Annotated in this window: 13 protein-coding genes; 9 read left to right on the forward strand and 4 right to left on the reverse strand. The window is 74.8% G+C overall.

Going from position 1 to position 13,881, the window contains the following annotated elements:
• Window positions 1-27 precede the first annotated feature (27 nt).
• Entirely contained in the window at window positions 28-1,227 is a 1,200-nt protein-coding gene (locus JXZ78_RS29570) for a PAC2 family protein (protein ID WP_078624394.1), read from the reverse strand.
• Window positions 1,228-1,554: 327 nt separating this feature from the next.
• Between JXZ78_RS29570 and JXZ78_RS29575 the strand changes: the two genes are divergently transcribed.
• The 9 genes from JXZ78_RS29575 (at window position 1,555) to JXZ78_RS29615 (ending at window position 10,853) form a co-directional block, all read left to right on the forward strand.
• A complete protein-coding gene (locus JXZ78_RS29575; protein ID WP_030021461.1) occupies window positions 1,555-2,886 on the forward strand; it encodes an enolase C-terminal domain-like protein in 1,332 nt (443 codons plus the stop codon).
• Window positions 2,883-3,698 (forward strand): SDR family NAD(P)-dependent oxidoreductase, encoded by an 816-nt coding sequence (locus JXZ78_RS29580; RefSeq protein WP_050502652.1) that lies wholly within the window; start codon window positions 2,883-2,885, stop codon window positions 3,696-3,698. The genes JXZ78_RS29575 and JXZ78_RS29580 overlap by 4 nt, the downstream gene beginning before the upstream one ends.
• An 85-nt stretch (window positions 3,699-3,783) precedes the next feature.
• On the forward strand, window positions 3,784-4,806 hold the full coding sequence (locus JXZ78_RS29585) for a sugar ABC transporter substrate-binding protein (RefSeq protein ID WP_030021463.1): 1,023 nt from the start codon (window positions 3,784-3,786) through the stop codon (window positions 4,804-4,806).
• Window positions 4,807-4,818: 12 nt separating this feature from the next.
• Entirely contained in the window at window positions 4,819-6,468 is a 1,650-nt protein-coding gene (locus JXZ78_RS29590) for a sugar ABC transporter ATP-binding protein (RefSeq protein WP_238783460.1), read from the forward strand.
• Complete coding sequence (locus tag JXZ78_RS29595) at window positions 6,465-7,499, forward strand: ABC transporter permease (protein ID WP_030021465.1); 1,035 nt, start codon at window positions 6,465-6,467, stop codon at window positions 7,497-7,499. The genes JXZ78_RS29590 and JXZ78_RS29595 overlap by 4 nt, the downstream gene beginning before the upstream one ends.
• 87 nt (window positions 7,500-7,586) lie before the next feature.
• Complete coding sequence (locus JXZ78_RS29600; protein ID WP_030021466.1) at window positions 7,587-8,603, forward strand: aldo/keto reductase; 1,017 nt, start codon at window positions 7,587-7,589, stop codon at window positions 8,601-8,603.
• Window positions 8,600-9,466 carry an amidohydrolase family protein gene (locus JXZ78_RS29605; protein WP_078624396.1) on the forward strand — a complete coding sequence of 289 codons (867 nt, stop codon included), beginning with the start codon at window positions 8,600-8,602 and terminating at the stop codon, window positions 9,464-9,466. Before JXZ78_RS29600 ends, JXZ78_RS29605 begins: the two co-directional genes overlap by 4 nt.
• Before the next feature lie 58 nt (window positions 9,467-9,524).
• A complete protein-coding gene (locus JXZ78_RS29610; RefSeq protein ID WP_030021468.1) occupies window positions 9,525-9,920 on the forward strand; it encodes a hypothetical protein in 396 nt (131 codons plus the stop codon).
• Window positions 9,921-10,106: 186 nt separating this feature from the next.
• Complete coding sequence (locus JXZ78_RS29615; RefSeq protein WP_030021469.1) at window positions 10,107-10,853, forward strand: glucose 1-dehydrogenase; 747 nt, start codon at window positions 10,107-10,109, stop codon at window positions 10,851-10,853.
• Window positions 10,854-10,892: 39 nt separating this feature from the next.
• Here JXZ78_RS29615 and JXZ78_RS29620 read toward each other — a convergent pair whose 3' ends face one another.
• The 3 genes from JXZ78_RS29620 to JXZ78_RS29630 all read right to left on the reverse strand — a co-directional run bounded on the left by JXZ78_RS29620 (window position 10,893) and on the right by JXZ78_RS29630 (window position 13,842).
• A complete protein-coding gene (locus tag JXZ78_RS29620; RefSeq protein ID WP_030021470.1) occupies window positions 10,893-11,564 on the reverse strand; it encodes a FadR/GntR family transcriptional regulator in 672 nt (223 codons plus the stop codon).
• Between the two features lie 182 nt (window positions 11,565-11,746).
• Window positions 11,747-13,090, reverse strand: coding sequence for an amidohydrolase (locus tag JXZ78_RS29625; protein WP_030021471.1), 1,344 nt, complete (start codon window positions 13,088-13,090; stop codon window positions 11,747-11,749).
• Window positions 13,087-13,842, reverse strand: a complete 756-nt coding sequence (locus JXZ78_RS29630; RefSeq protein WP_030021472.1) for a phosphorylase family protein — start codon at window positions 13,840-13,842, stop codon at window positions 13,087-13,089. The genes JXZ78_RS29625 and JXZ78_RS29630 overlap by 4 nt, the downstream gene beginning before the upstream one ends.
• Window positions 13,843-13,881 lie beyond the last annotated feature (39 nt).

Raw genomic sequence — 13,881 nt, forward strand, 5'->3', positions numbered from 1 at the left:
CGACCCGGAGGCCGCCCCCCGGCGCCGTCAGTCCTCGGAGTCGTCCGCCCGGCCGTCCACTCGGTCGTCGGCCCTGTCGTCCCCGCGGCCGCCCTCCGGCGTCCCCTTGGCGTCAGGCTTCCCGGACCCCGGTTCCGAGGCGTCCGGGCCCCCGGCATCCGGACCCGTGATCCCCGGCCCCGTGGCCTCCGCCGGGCTGCCGGGCTCGCCGTTCGGGCTCTTGGCCTCCCGGGGGTCCTTCGGCTCCTTCGCGTCCTTCGGCTCCTTGGGTGCCGGTTTCGGCGGGCGGGTGCGGCCGCTCGCCGTGTCGCGCAGGTACGAGCCGTCGCGGCCGTCGGCGACCCCGCCCTCGGTCGCCAGGCCGGGCCCGGCCTGCGGGTCCCGGCGCCGCAGGTAGCGCTCGAACTCCCGGGCGATGGCCTCGCCCGACGCCTCCGGGAGGTCGGCGGTGTCCCGGGCCTCCTCCAGCGACTGGACGTACTCGGCGACCTCGCTGTCCTCGGCCGCCAGCTGATCGACGCCCAGCTGCCAGGCGCGCGCGTCCTCGCTCAGCTCGCCCAGCGGGATGCGCAGGTCCAGCAGGTCCTCCAGGCGGTTGAGCAGGGCCAGGGTCGCCTTCGGGTTGGGCGGCTGCGAGACGTAGTGCGGGACCGCCGCCCACAGGCTGACCGCCGGGACGCCCGCGTGGGTGCACGCCTCCTGGAGGATGCCGACGATGCCGGTGGGGCCCTCGTACCGGGTCTCCTCCAGGTCCATCGTGCGGGCCAGGTCCGGGTCGGAGGTGACACCGCTGACCGGCACCGGCCGGGTGTGCGGGGTGTCGCCGAGCAGCGCGCCCAGCACCACCAGCATCTCCACGCCCAACTCGTGGGCGAAGCCCAAAATCTCGTTGCAGAACGAGCGCCAGCGCATGCTGGGTTCGATGCCGCGCACCAGCACCAGGTCGCGTGGCTTGCCCTTGCCGTTCGCGTCGGCGATCCGCACGACGGAGAGCCGCGTCGTGGGCCACGTGATCTTGCGGACGCCGCCGTCCAGCCAGACCGTCGGGCGGTTGACCTGGAAGTCGTAGTAGTCCTCCGCGTCCAGCGCGGCGAACACCTCCCCCTTCCACTCCCGGTCCAGGTGCGCGACCGCGGCGGAGGCGGCGTCGCCGGCGTCGTTCCAGCCCTCGAACGCGGCCACCATGACCGGGTCGATCAGCTCGGGAACTCCGTCGAGCTCGATCACCCAGCGCCTCCTTCCGACCGGCGCCGCCTCCTCGGGACGGTCACCGGCAGCAGTTCCATTGCGTGCGCCCCCAGCCTACGGCGTCCGTGGGACCCCGACGCAGCCCCTGTGCACGAACGAGTGTGCATACATCCGACGTGTTCGGATTCCGTCCGGCTCGCCTCCCGTCCGCCGCCCGCGGCCGGGAGAACCCCGCCCCGCGTCCGGGTTCGGACCGGGGCGGGCAACTTCGCCGCGTCCTCTGGACGGTGGTGCGAGAGCGGCGCTATACATCGGAGGTCCGGGAAAGGTCCGATGTTCCTTCCGCACCTCGCCGGAGGCGTACGCATGGCCGTCACCGCACCCGCACCCGCGCCCGTCACGGAGGTCGAGGTCCACGACGTCCGCTTCCCCACCTCGCGGCGGCGCGAGGGCTCGGACGCCATGAACCCGGACCCCGACTACTCCGCCGCCTACGTCGTCCTGCACACCGCCGACGGCGGCCGGGGGCACGGCCTGTGCTTCACCATCGGCCGCGGCAACGACCTCGCCGCCGCCGCGATCCGCGTCCTCGCCCCGTTCGTGACCGGCCGCCCGGCCCCCACGACAGCGGCCGGCCTGGCCGCCCTGCACCGCGATCTGACCCACGACTCGCAGTTGCGCTGGCTCGGCCCGGAGAAGGGGGTGACGCACATGGCGGCCGGGGCGCTCGTCAACGCCGCCTGGGACCTGGCCGCCACCCGCGCCGGCCTGCCGCTGTGGGCCTTCCTCGCCGCCATGTCGCCCGAGGAACTGGTCTCCCTCGTCGACTTCCGCCACCTCACCGACGCGCTGACCCCGGACGAGGCGCTGGCGATCCTGCGGGCCGCCGAACCGGGCCGCGCGGAACGCGCCGCCCGGCTCCGCGCCGAGGGCTACCCCGCGTACGCCACCTCGCCCGGCTGGCTCGGCCACGACGACGCCACCCTCGTACGGCTGGCCGAGCGGGCGGTGGCCGACGGGTTCGGGCAGATCAAACTCAAGGTGGGCGCCGACCTCGGCGACGACCTGCGGCGGCTGCGGCTGGTGCGGGAGGCCGTCGGGCCCGCGGTGCGTATCGCGGTCGACGCCAACCAGCGCTGGGACGTGGCCGACGCGGTGCGCTGGATGACCGCGCTCGCGCCGTACCGGCCGTACTGGATCGAGGAGCCGACCAGCCCCGACGACATCCTCGGGCACGCCGCCGTACGGGCCGGCCAGCCGGTCAAGGTCGCCACCGGGGAGCACGCCGCCAACCGCGTCGTCTTCAAGCAGCTGCTCCAGGCCCGGGCGGTGGACTTCGTGCAGATCGACGCGGCCCGGGTGGCGGGCGTCAACGAGAACCTGGCGATCCTGCTGCTCGCCGCCAAGTACGGCGTGCCGGTGTGCCCGCACGCGGGCGGGGTCGGGCTGTGCGAGCTGGTGCAGCACCTGGCCATGTTCGACTACGTCGCGGTGTCCGGGACCCGGGAGGACCGGGTGATCGAGTACGTCGACCACCTCCACGAGCACTTCACCGACCCGGCCGTCGTCGAGGGCGGCCGCTACCGGGCGCCCACGGCCCCCGGCTTCTCGGCCCGCATGAAGCCCGCCTCGGTCGCCGCGTACCGCTTCCCGGACGGACCGGTGTGGCGGGCCGGGGGACAGGAGGACGCGGAATGAGCGGCGCCGTCGGACCGTACGCATCCCCGGCCCCCACGGAAGGACGCGACTTCGCCGGTATGACGGCGCTCGTCACCGGCGGCGCCTCCGGCATCGGCGCCGCCACCGCCGCCCTCCTGCTGCGCCGCGGCGCCCGGGTCGCCGTACTGGACCGCGACCCGTCCGGGGCGCCGCCCGGCACCGTGCCCGTCACGGCCGACGTGACCGACGACGCCGCCGTACGGGCAGCCGTCGCGGCGGCCGTGGACGCGCTGGGCGGTGCGCTGGACACCCTCGTCGGCAACGCGGGCATCGGCGCCGTCGGCACGGTGGAGGACAACACCGACGCGGAGTGGCGGCACGTCCTCGACGTCAACGTGTCGGGACTGGTGCGCACCGCGCGGGCCGCCCTGCCGCACCTGCGGCGCACGGCCGCCGCCCGGCCCGGCCGTGCCTCGATCACCCATACCTGCTCGATCGCCGCCACGGCCGGACTGCCGCAGCGCGCTCTGTACAGCGCCAGCAAGGGAGCCGTGCTCTCCCTCACCCTCGCGATGGCCGCCGACCACGTCCGTGAGGGCATCCGCGTCAACTGCGTCAATCCCGGTACGGCCGACACCCCCTGGATCGGACGGCTGCTGGACCAGGCCCCGGACCCGGCTGCCGAGCGGGCCGCGCTCAACGCCCGGCAGCCGACCGGCCGGATGGTCACCGCGGACGAAGTGGCCGCCGCCATCGCCCACTTGGCGTCCCCGGCGGCCTCCGGCATCACGGGTGCCTCGCTCGCGGTCGACGGCGGGATGCAGGGGCTGAGGCCGCGCCCCGCCACCTGAGCCGTAGGAGAGGAACGCGAGTCGTACGGAAGCGGGTGACGACGCGGCACGGCCGTACACCCCGACCAAGGACGGGACCGGAACCATGAGACTGCGTACGACCGGCGCGGCGGCCTGTGCCGTACTGCTCGCCGCCGCGCTCACCGGCTGCAACCGCGGCAGCGACGCCCGGGGCAGGATCGGCATCGACCTGCCGCGCACGGACACCGACTTCTGGAACTCCTACCAGGAGTACCTGGAGCGGGAGCTGGCCTCGGGGACGGTCCGGGCGCTGCCGCTGTCCAACTCCCAGAACGACATCGCCAAGGTCGTCTCCAACGTGCAGGCCCTGACCGGCCAGGGCGCCGAGGCGGTCGTGATCGCCCCGCAGGACACCGGCGCGATCACCGCCGAACTGCACCGCCTCGCGGCGAAGAAGATCCCGGTGGTCAGCGTCGACACCCGGCCGGACGAGGGCGCCGTCTACATGGTCGTACGGGCCGACAACCGCGCGTACGGGCAGAAGTCCTGCGACTACCTGGGCCGGAAACTGGGCGGCCGGGGCCGGGTCGCCGAACTCCAGGGCGACCTCAGCTCCGTCAACGGCCGGGACCGTTCCGAGGCGTTCGCGGCCTGCATGCGGCGGAAGTACCCCGGGATCACCGTGCACGAGCTGCCCACCGACTGGAAGGGCGAGGTCGCCTCCGCCAAGCTGCAGAGCCTGCTGGCCCAGCACCCGGACACCGACGGCGTCTACCTCCAGGCCGGCGGCGCCTTCCTCCGGCCCGTCCTGTCCCTCCTCGAACAGAAGGGACTGCTCAGACCGGCCGGTACCGCCGGGCACATCACCATCGTCTCCAACGACGGCATCCCCGAGGAGCTGGCCGCGATCCGGGCGGGGACGATCGACGCCACCCTCTCCCAGCCCGCCGACCTCTACGCGAAGTACGCGCTGTACTACGCCCGCGCCGGCCTGGCGGGACGGACCTTCCGGCCCGGTCCGACCGGCCACGGCTCGAAGATCGTGAAGATCCCGAACGGCCTGGAGGACCGGCTCCCGGCCCCGCTCGTGACCCGGGCCAATGTGGACGACCCGAAGCTGTGGGCCAATCAGCCGGCGGGCAGGTAGGCGGTGGCGGCCGTGCGGAACGCGACGGAGGAGACGGCGGGAGAACCGCCCGCCGTACACGCCGAGGGCATCGTCAAACGCTACGGCCCGACCGTCGCCCTCGACGGCGCCACCCTGACCGTACGGCGCGGCGAGGCGCACGCCCTCGTCGGCCGCAACGGCGCCGGCAAGTCCACCCTGGTGTCCGTCCTCACCGGCCTGGCGCGGCCGGACGCGGGACAGGTCACCTTCGACGGCCTCCCGGCACCCCGCTGGGGCGACACCGCTGCCTGGCGGCGCCGGGCCGCCTGCGTCCACCAGCGGCCGATGACCGTCCCGGAGCTGACCGTGGCGGAGAACCTCCACCTCGACCGGTTCCCGGACGGCCGCGTCATCCGGTGGCGGGCGCTGCGCGCGCGGGCCGCCCGCCTGCTGGCCGAGTACGGCGTCGAGGTCGACCCCGCGGCCCGGATGAAGGACCTCGGCGTCGAGCAGCGGCAGTTCGTCGAGATCGCCCGCGCGCTGTCCGACGGCGCCCGCCTGATCATCCTCGACGAGCCCACCGCCCGGCTCGACGCGGGCGGCATCGCGCGCCTCTTCACCAAGCTGCACGCCCTGCGCGCCACCGGCGCCGCGTTCCTGTTCATCTCGCACCACCTGCACGAGGTGTACGACCTGTGCGACACCGTCACCGTCCTGCGCGACGCCCGCCCGGTGCTCACCGCCCCCGTGGCCGGGCTGGCCGAGGACGACCTGGTGGCGGCGATGACGGGAGGGCAGGCGGCGCCGTCCGGCCCTCCGGCGCGCTCCGCCCGGCGGCCGCCGGGGGAACCGGTGCTGCACGCCGAAGGGCTGGCCCTGCGCGGCGCGTTCGCGCCCCTGGACCTGACCGTACGGGCGGGCGAGGTGGTCGGACTGGCCGGGGCGGCGGCCGGCGGCACCACCGCCATCGGCGAGACCCTGGCCGGGGTGCGGACACCGGACCACGGGCGGATCGAGGTGCGCGGACGGCCGGTACGGACCGGCAGCGTGCGGCACGCGATCGCGGCGGGCATCGGATACGTACCGGAGGACCGGCACCGCGACGGGCTGGTCCCCGGCCGCAGCGTCGCCGAGAACACGACCCTGGCCGTCACCGACCGGCTCGGCCCGCTCGGCACCGTGCTGCCCTCCCGGGCCCGCGCCGTCGCCCGGCGCATGATCAGCGCCCTGGACATCCGGACGGCCGGCCCCGGACAGCCGGTGTCCGGGCTCTCCGGAGGCAACCAGCAGAAGGTCGTGGTCGCCCGGGCCCTGGCGCGCGACCCGGCCGTCCTGGTCGCGGTCCGGCCCACCAACGGGGTCGACGTGAAGTCCAAAGAAGCGCTGCTGGGCGTCGTACGGGAGGTGGCCGCGGCGGGCAGCGGCGTACTGCTCGTCTCGGACGAGCCGGCCGACCTGCGGATCTGCGACCGGGTGCTGGCGGTGCACCGCGGGCGGGTGGTCGCCCGGTTCGGGCGGGACTGGGCGGAACGGGAGCTGGTGGCGGCGATGGAGGGGGTGGGGGCCGGGGAGAGCCCGGACCGCGCGCCGGGCCCGGCCGCGCCCACCGACAGGCCCACCGACAGGCCCACCGACAGGCCCACCGACAGGGGCGTCAGGCCCCAGGCCGTGACCGAGACGGACGGAGGCCCCAGGCCATGACCGACACGGCACAGCAGCGGCCCACCGGCCGGGCGGGCGCGCTCGCCGCCGGCCGCCGCCCGCACCCCGCGTTCGCCCGCTGGCGCGACGTCTCCCTGGTCCCCGTGATCTTCGTCCTCGGCGTCGCCGGCTTCGTCGTCTCGCCCGCCTTCCTCACCCGCGACAACCTGATCGGCGTCGTCCAGCAGTCCACCGAACTCGGCCTGCTCGTCCTCGGCGAGGCGCTGATCCTGATCAGCGGCCGGATGGACCTGTCGCTGGAATCGACCATCGGCCTGGCGCCGGTCGCCGCCCTGTGGCTCGTGACCCCCGCGCACGGCGGGCGCTTCGAGGGCCTGGAACTGCTCCCCGCCTGGACGGCCGTACCCCTGTGCCTGGCCGTGGGCGCCGCGATCGGCGCGGCCAACGGTTTCCTCATGCTGAAGCTGCGCGTCAACGGCTTCATCGCCACCCTCGGCATGCTGACCATGCTGCGCGGCCTGCACCTCGGTCTCTCCGAAGGCCGGTCGATCGGCGACGTCCCGGAGTCCTTCGCCTACCTGGGCAAAGCCGTCTGGCTGGGCGTCCCGGCCGCCGTCTGGCTCTGCCTGGCGCTGTTCGCCCTCGGAGGCGCGGCCCTAGGGTACCTGCGGCACGGCCGCGCGCTGTACGCGATCGGCGGCAACCCGGAAGCCGCGCGCTCGGCCGGGATCCGCGTGGACCGGATCACCTGGACCGTCCTCGCCGTCGGCGGCCTGCTGGCGGCCTTCGCGGGCATTCTCTACACCGGCCACTACGGGGCCGTCTCCGCCAGTCAGGGCAACGGCTGGATCTTCCAGGTCTTCGCCGCCGCCGTCATCGGCGGCATCAGCCTCAAGGGCGGCCGCGGCACCCTCTTCGGCGCGCTCACCGGCGTGCTGACCCTCCAGCTCGTCATCAACGTCATGACGCTGGGCGGGGTACCACCTCTGTGGACGCAGTTCCTGAACGGACTGATCATCATCATCGCGCTGGTCATCTCCCGCTTCACCGGCGGCGAGAAACAGGACTGAGAAACAGGGCTGGGAAACAGGGCTGGGAAACAGGCAGAAGAGCAGGCCCGGGAACCGGAACCGAGCAGCAGCTCCAAGGAGGCCGACATGCCGTACACCCCGCACGGGCGACGCCGGTTGGGGCGCACGCACGTGACCGTACCGCCCCTCGGACTGGGCTGCGCGCCCCTCGGCAACCTCTACCGGCCCCTCACCGAGGACCGCGCCCAGCAGACCGTGCGCGCCGCCCTCGACACCGGCGTCCGCCACTTCGACACCGCGCCGCACTACGGACTCGGCCTGTCCGAGGAGCGCCTCGGCCGCGCGCTGGCAGGCCGCGACCGCGCCTCGTACGTCCTGTCCACCAAGGTCGGCCTGCGGCTGCGTCCCCTCGCGCCGGGCGAGGCGGTGGACGGCCAGGGCTACACCGCCACCCCGCCGCGCGCCCGCGTACGGGACTACACCCGCGACGGCATCCGCCGCACGCTCGACGCCTCTCTGGAACGGCTCGGCGTCCCCGCCGTCGACATCGTCTACCTGCACGACGTCGAGGGGCAGGAGGCCGCGGTGCACGCATCCGGCTTCCCCGCCCTCGCCGAACTGCGCGCGCAGGGCGTGGTCGGCGCCATCGGCTTCGGCATGAACCGCAGCGGCCCACTGGCCCGGTTCGTCGCCGATCTCGACGTGGACGTGGTGCTGTGCGCCGGGCGCTGGACCCTGCTCGACCAGTCGGCCCTCGACGACCTGCTGCCGGTCTGCGTGCGCCGCGGTACGTCGGTCGTCGTCGGCGGTGTCTACAACTCGGGGCTGCTGGCCGACCCGTCGCCCGGCGCGCCGTACGACTACACGCCGGCCCCCGCCGCGCTGGTGGAGCGGGCGCGGCGGCTCGGGGCCGTGTGCGCGGAGTTCGGCGTCCCTCTCAAGGCCGCGGCCCTGCGCTTCCCCTTCGGCCACCCCGCCGTGGCGGGAGCGCTGGTCGGCGCCGCGTCGGCGGAGGAGGCCCGGGAGAACGCGGAACTGTTCACGTACGACGTCCCCGACGCCCTCTGGCACGCGCTCACCGACCGCGGACTCCTCGACGCGGGCCTGCCGCTGCCCACCGCCGACCCCGGAGCCCCCTCGTGACCGCCCCCGCCGCCGGGCCCGGTCAGCCGCCCCCGGCCGTCCGCATCGACGCGCACCACCACCTCTGGGACCTGACCCGCCGCCCGCAGCCCTGGATGGACGGTGCCTGGGCCGACCCCGTCCGCCGTACCTACACCCTCGACGACCTGACCCCGCACCTCGCCGCCCACGGCATCGACGGCACCCTCCTGGTCCAGTCCTCGGCCTCCGCCGCCGAGACCGCCGAACTCCTCGCGCTCGCCGCCCGCGCACCCGCCGTCAGGGGTGTCGTCGGCTGGGCCGACCTCACCGACCCCGGGCTGCCGGACCTCCTGGCGGCGATGCCCCCGCAGCTCGTGGGCCTCCGCCACCAGGTGCAGGACGAGCCCGACCCCGACTGGCTGGCCCGGCCCGCCGTACGGCGCGGACTGGCCGCCGTCGCGGACGCCGGACTCGTCTACGACCTCCTGATCACCCGGCACCACCTGCCCGCCGCGTCCGCCGTCGCCCACGCGCTCCCCGGCCTCCGCCTCGTCCTCGACCATGCTGCCAAGCCCGCGATCGCGGTCGGCGCGTGGCAGCCGTGGGCCGACGACCTGGCCGCCCTGGCCCGGTTGCCGAACACCGTGTGCAAGCTCTCCGGCCTGGTCACCGAGGCCTCTTGGCCGACATGGCGCCCTGTCGACATCACCCCGTACACCCGGCACGTCCTGGACACGTTCGGCCCGCACCGCGTCCTGTTCGGCTCCGACTGGCCGGTCTGCACCCTGGCCGCCCCGTACGACGTCGTCGTGACCCTCGCCGGGACGTCCACCGCCCACCTCACTCCGGACGAACGGGCGGCGGTCTTCGGGGGGAACGCGGCGCGGGTGTACGGGGTGTGACCGCGCGGCCGCCGGACCGGTGCCGCGGTGCTGTCCGCCGAAATGATCCACTGGAGCCATGAGTCTTTCGGTCGATGTGTTCATGGTCGGGGCGGACGGGAAGCGGGACGTGCTCGACGTACCGCCCGGAGCCTCGGACCTCGCGGGCTTCGAGAGCTGGCGCCGGACGGTGTGGGGCTCCCCGGCCGTACGGTCGCTGGGCGCGCGGTTCCTGCCCCGGCTGCTCGACGACGACTGCCGGGTACAGCCGCAGGAAGTGGCTGAGTTCACCGAGGAGTGCCTGCTGTTGCGCGATCACCTGGAGACGGTCGCCCGGGCCGTGCTGGAGGCGGAGGGCAGTGCGCCGTCCACGACGTACGAGGCACTGCTGCTCGGGCTCGGACAGCGGCTGGACAACATCATCGACGCGGCTCGCCGGGCCCGGGAGGCGGGCGGCGGAGTGATCATCTGGTGACGGGCGCGGGCGGCCCCGATGCGCCGTCCGGATTCCGCCGGCTTCGCCGTCCGCCGCGCACGAGTATCGAGACAGGTCGCCGAGGCGACACATCACGACATGCAAGTGGATCCGCATGTATCTCGGTGGATTCCCGTGCAGCTCGGTACATCGCGCGACAGGCGCGGCGCATACGAAGGGGCGGACATGACGACCGCACAGCTCGACGGCAAGGTGGCACTGGTGACCGGCGGCAGCCGGGGGATCGGGGAGGCCGTCGCGGTACGGCTCGCCGCCGACGGGGCCGATGTGGCGTTCACCTACCGCGGTGCCGAGGCCTCCGCCGCCAAGGTGGTGGTCCGGATCGAGGAACTGGGGCGGCGTGCCTGGGCGGTGCGGGCCGACAGCGCGGACGCGGCGGCCGTACGCGCGGCCGTCGACGGCACTGTGGAGCGGTTCGGGCGGCTGGACATCCTCGTCAACAACGCGGGTGCGGGCGTGCTGGGGCCGATCGAGGAGATCGCCGAGGAGGACGTGGACCGCGTGCTGGCCGTCAACGTCCGGGGGCCGTTCCTGGCCGCGCAGGCCGCGGCCCGCCGGATGGGCGACGGCGGACGGATCATCGGCATCGGCAGCTGCATGGCCGAGCGCGCCCCCTTCCCCGGCGGCATGCTGTACGCGACGAGCAAGGCCGCGCTCACCGGCCTGACCAGAACCCTGGCCAGGGAACTGGGCCCGCGCGGCATCACCGCCAACCTCGTCCACCCGGGCCCGGTCGACACCGACATGAACCCGGCCGACGGCGAGAGCGCCCCGGTGCAGGCCCAGTTGACCGCGCTCGGGCGCTACGGGCAGCCGTCGGACATCGCGGCGGCCGTGGCGTTCCTGGCGGGGGAGGACGGCCGGTACGTCACCGGCGCGTCGATCGCGGTGGACGGCGGGTTCACCGCCTGACCGGGAAGGGGAAGGCCGCTTCCGGGGGAGCGGCCCTCCTCACAGCGCCGAGCGCAGCCACTGCTCGACGTTGGCGATGTGCACCGTCGCCCAGGCCCGCGCCGCCTCCGCGTCCCGGTCGCGGAGGGCGCCGAGGATCGCCCGGTGCTCGGTGAGGGTGCGGCTCACGGCGTCCTTCTGCGTCAGCCCGCGCCAGACCCGGGCCCGGGTCGTCGGCCCGGACAGGCCGTCGAGCAGGGAGCACAGCACCGAGTTGCCGGCGGTGGCCACGATCCGCCGGTGGAACTCCAGGTCGCAGGCGACCAGGCCCTCCACCGGCGGATGCGGGCCGAGCGCGTCCAACTGCCGCTCCAGCTCGTCCAGTTCGGCGGCCCGGATGCGGCCGGCCGCCATCGCGGTGGCGGCCGGCTCCAGGATGCGCCGGACGGCCAGGAACTCCAGGACCGTGTCGTCGCGGTGGAAGTCCACCACGAAGCTCAGCGCTTCGAGGAGGAGCTGCGGGTCCAGGCTGGTGACGTAGGTGCCGTCGCCCTGGCGGACGTCCAGGATGCGGATCAGCGACAGGGCCCGTACCGCCTCGCGCAGCGAGTTGCGGGACAGGCCCAGGTCCGCGGCGAGTTCGCTCTCCTTGGGCAGCCGGTCGCCCGGCCGCAGCGCACCGGAGACGATCATCGCCTTGATCTTCTCTATGGCCTCGTCCGTGACCGCCATGTCCGCAGCCTTCCCGCTCGCGCCGCCGCCGGATGCCCGCAGACATCCGATGTCTGCGTCATTATGGCCACGGAAGCACGGCCTCGGGAGCCTGGTGCGGACCGCGCGGGAAAGTCCGCGCCGGGTGAACTCCCGGGCCGCGTAAGGAGTGCGCCCCGCGGCCCGGGAGTCCGCCGTCGCCCTCAGACGGCCCGGACGAGCGCCTCCGCGTCGGCCGACACGGCCGCCTCGTCCAGCGTCGTCAGCCGCCGGTCGCGCATCAGCACCCGGCCGTCGACGACCGTGTCCCGGACGTCACCGGCCCGCGCCGAGTACGCCAGCGTCGACCACGGGTCGTGCCGGGGCGCCAAGTGCGTACCGCCGAGGTCGAGCACCGCCAGGTCCGCGCGCTTGCCCACCTCCAGCGAGCCGAGCTGCCCGCCCAGCCCCAGGGCCCGCGCCCCCTCGATCGTCGCCATGCGTACGGCCTGCTCGGCGCCGACCGCCGTGGGGTCGCCGCCCGCCTTGTGCACCAGTGCCGCCAGCCCCAACGCGCCCACCATGTCCAGGGAGTTGGAGCTGACCGCGCCGTCCGTGCCGAGTCCGACCCGGACGCCCTGCCGCAGCAGCTCCGGGACCGGGGCGATGCCGCTGCCCAGCTTCAGGTTGGAGACCGGGCAGTGCGCGACGCCCGTACCCGTCGCGGCCAGCGCGGCGATCTCGGTGGCGGTCAGCTCGACGGCGTGCGCGAGCAGCGTGTCCGGGCCCAGCAGCCCCAGGGAGTCCAGCAGTTCGACGGGGCGCTTGCCGTGCCGCTCGCGTACCGTCGCCACCTCGTTGGCGTTCTCCGCGGCGTGCAGGTGCAGCAGCGCGCCGTGCTCCCTGGCCAGCGCCGCGATGTCCGTGAGCTGCGCGGCGTCCAGGGTGTAGGCGCTGTGTGCGAAGACCACCGGGCGGGTGCCGGGGGAGGGGGCGCGGCCGTCGAGGTAGCCGTGCGCCCACGCCATCCGGTTCCCGTACGGCATCCGGTCGGGCGGCCCCGGCACGTCCATGAACGTCGGGCCGGACAGCAGCCGCCAGCCGGCGTCCCGCGCCGCCCGTTCGGCCGCCTCGTGGAACCAGTACATGTCCAGGGCGGTGGTCACCCCGCCCCGTACGCTCTCCGCGACGGCCAGCCGCAGGCCCGCGGTCACCGCCTCCGGGGACAGCAGCGCGTTCTCCCGCGGCACCACCCGCCCCAGGAACCCCTGGAGGTCCAGGTCGTCGGCGTGCCCGCGCAGCAGCGTCATCGCCAGGTGGGTGTGGGTGTTGACGAGCCCGGGCAGGACCAGGCACCCGCCGGCGTCGATCTCCTCGGCCGCACGGTACGCGGCCCGCAGCCCGTCGGCCGCGCCGACCGCGACGATCTCCCCGTTCCGTACGGCCACCGCGCCGTCGGTCAGCACGGTGCCCGCCGCGTCGACGGTGAGCACCGTACCGCCGTGCACCAGCAGATCGGCCGCCGCCGGGACGCGCCCCGTCGCCTCCGTGTTCCGTACCGCGCTCACCGGGCCTCCTCCGCCAGCGTCCGCAGGGCCTCCAGCGCGACGACGGAGCCGCGCGCCACGCCCTCGGCGACGGCGTCCCGGTGCGGGTCGTACCCGCCGGTGGCCGCCTCGTCGACCAGCTCGTCCGCGTTCACCCCGTCGATCACCAGGACCGCGCCGGCCGTCAGCCCGCGCAGCCCGGCGGTCACCAGCAGCGCGGACACCTCCATCTCGATCGCCGCCACGCCCGCCGCGGTGTACGCCGCCACCGGCAGCGGCAGCAGCCCCGGCTGGAACGCCGCACGGGTCCACACCACCCCACGGTGGTACGGCGCCCCGGCCCGCGCCGCCGCCCCGGCGAGCGCCAGCACCGCCTCCGGCGCGGCCACGGCCGGGTACTCCGGCGGCACCAGCTGCTGCGTCACCCCGTCGTCCCGTACGGCCGCCTCGGTGATCACCAGGTCGCCGTCACCGATCCCCGGCCGGACCGCGCCCGCCGTACCGAGGCGTACGAAGGTGCGTACGCCCGCGTCGGCCAGCTCCTGGAACAGCAGCACCGCCCCGGGCGCGCCCACGCCGTGCGAGGCGACGACCACCGGCAGGCCCTGCCAGGTGCCGGTGAACGTCCGGTACTCGCGGTGGTACGCGATCTCCTCGGCGCCGTCGAGCAGCTCGGCCACGGCGGCGGCGCGGGCCGGGTCGCCGACCACGACGGCCTGCGGCGGCAGCCCGCCGCGCGGCAGGCGGGCGATGGGGGACAACTCTGGGGACACGGGTGGGCTCCAGGGGGTCGGGCGCACGGCCCGGGACAC

Origin of the sequence: Streptomyces monomycini (assembly GCF_022271435.1) — a bacterium.
GTDB lineage: Bacteria > Actinomycetota > Actinomycetes > Streptomycetales > Streptomycetaceae > Streptomyces > Streptomyces monomycini.

What these genes read in the sequence shown, in the direction of transcription:
- JXZ78_RS29600 (WP_030021466.1), top strand. Translation starts at nt 7,587, where the DNA reads ATGCCGTACACCCCGCACGGGCGACGCCGGTTGGGGCGCACGCACGTG.
- JXZ78_RS29595 (WP_030021465.1), top strand. Translation starts at nt 6,465, where the DNA reads ATGACCGACACGGCACAGCAGCGGCCCACCGGCCGGGCGGGCGCGCTC.
- JXZ78_RS29575 (WP_030021461.1), top strand. Translation starts at nt 1,555, where the DNA reads ATGGCCGTCACCGCACCCGCACCCGCGCCCGTCACGGAGGTCGAGGTC.
- JXZ78_RS29615 (WP_030021469.1), top strand. Translation starts at nt 10,107, where the DNA reads ATGACGACCGCACAGCTCGACGGCAAGGTGGCACTGGTGACCGGCGGC.
- JXZ78_RS29580 (WP_050502652.1), top strand. Translation starts at nt 2,883, where the DNA reads ATGAGCGGCGCCGTCGGACCGTACGCATCCCCGGCCCCCACGGAAGGA.
- JXZ78_RS29610 (WP_030021468.1), top strand. Translation starts at nt 9,525, where the DNA reads ATGAGTCTTTCGGTCGATGTGTTCATGGTCGGGGCGGACGGGAAGCGG.
- JXZ78_RS29585 (WP_030021463.1), top strand. Translation starts at nt 3,784, where the DNA reads ATGAGACTGCGTACGACCGGCGCGGCGGCCTGTGCCGTACTGCTCGCC.
- JXZ78_RS29620 (WP_030021470.1), bottom strand. Translation starts at nt 11,564, where the DNA reads ATGGCGGTCACGGACGAGGCCATAGAGAAGATCAAGGCGATGATCGTC.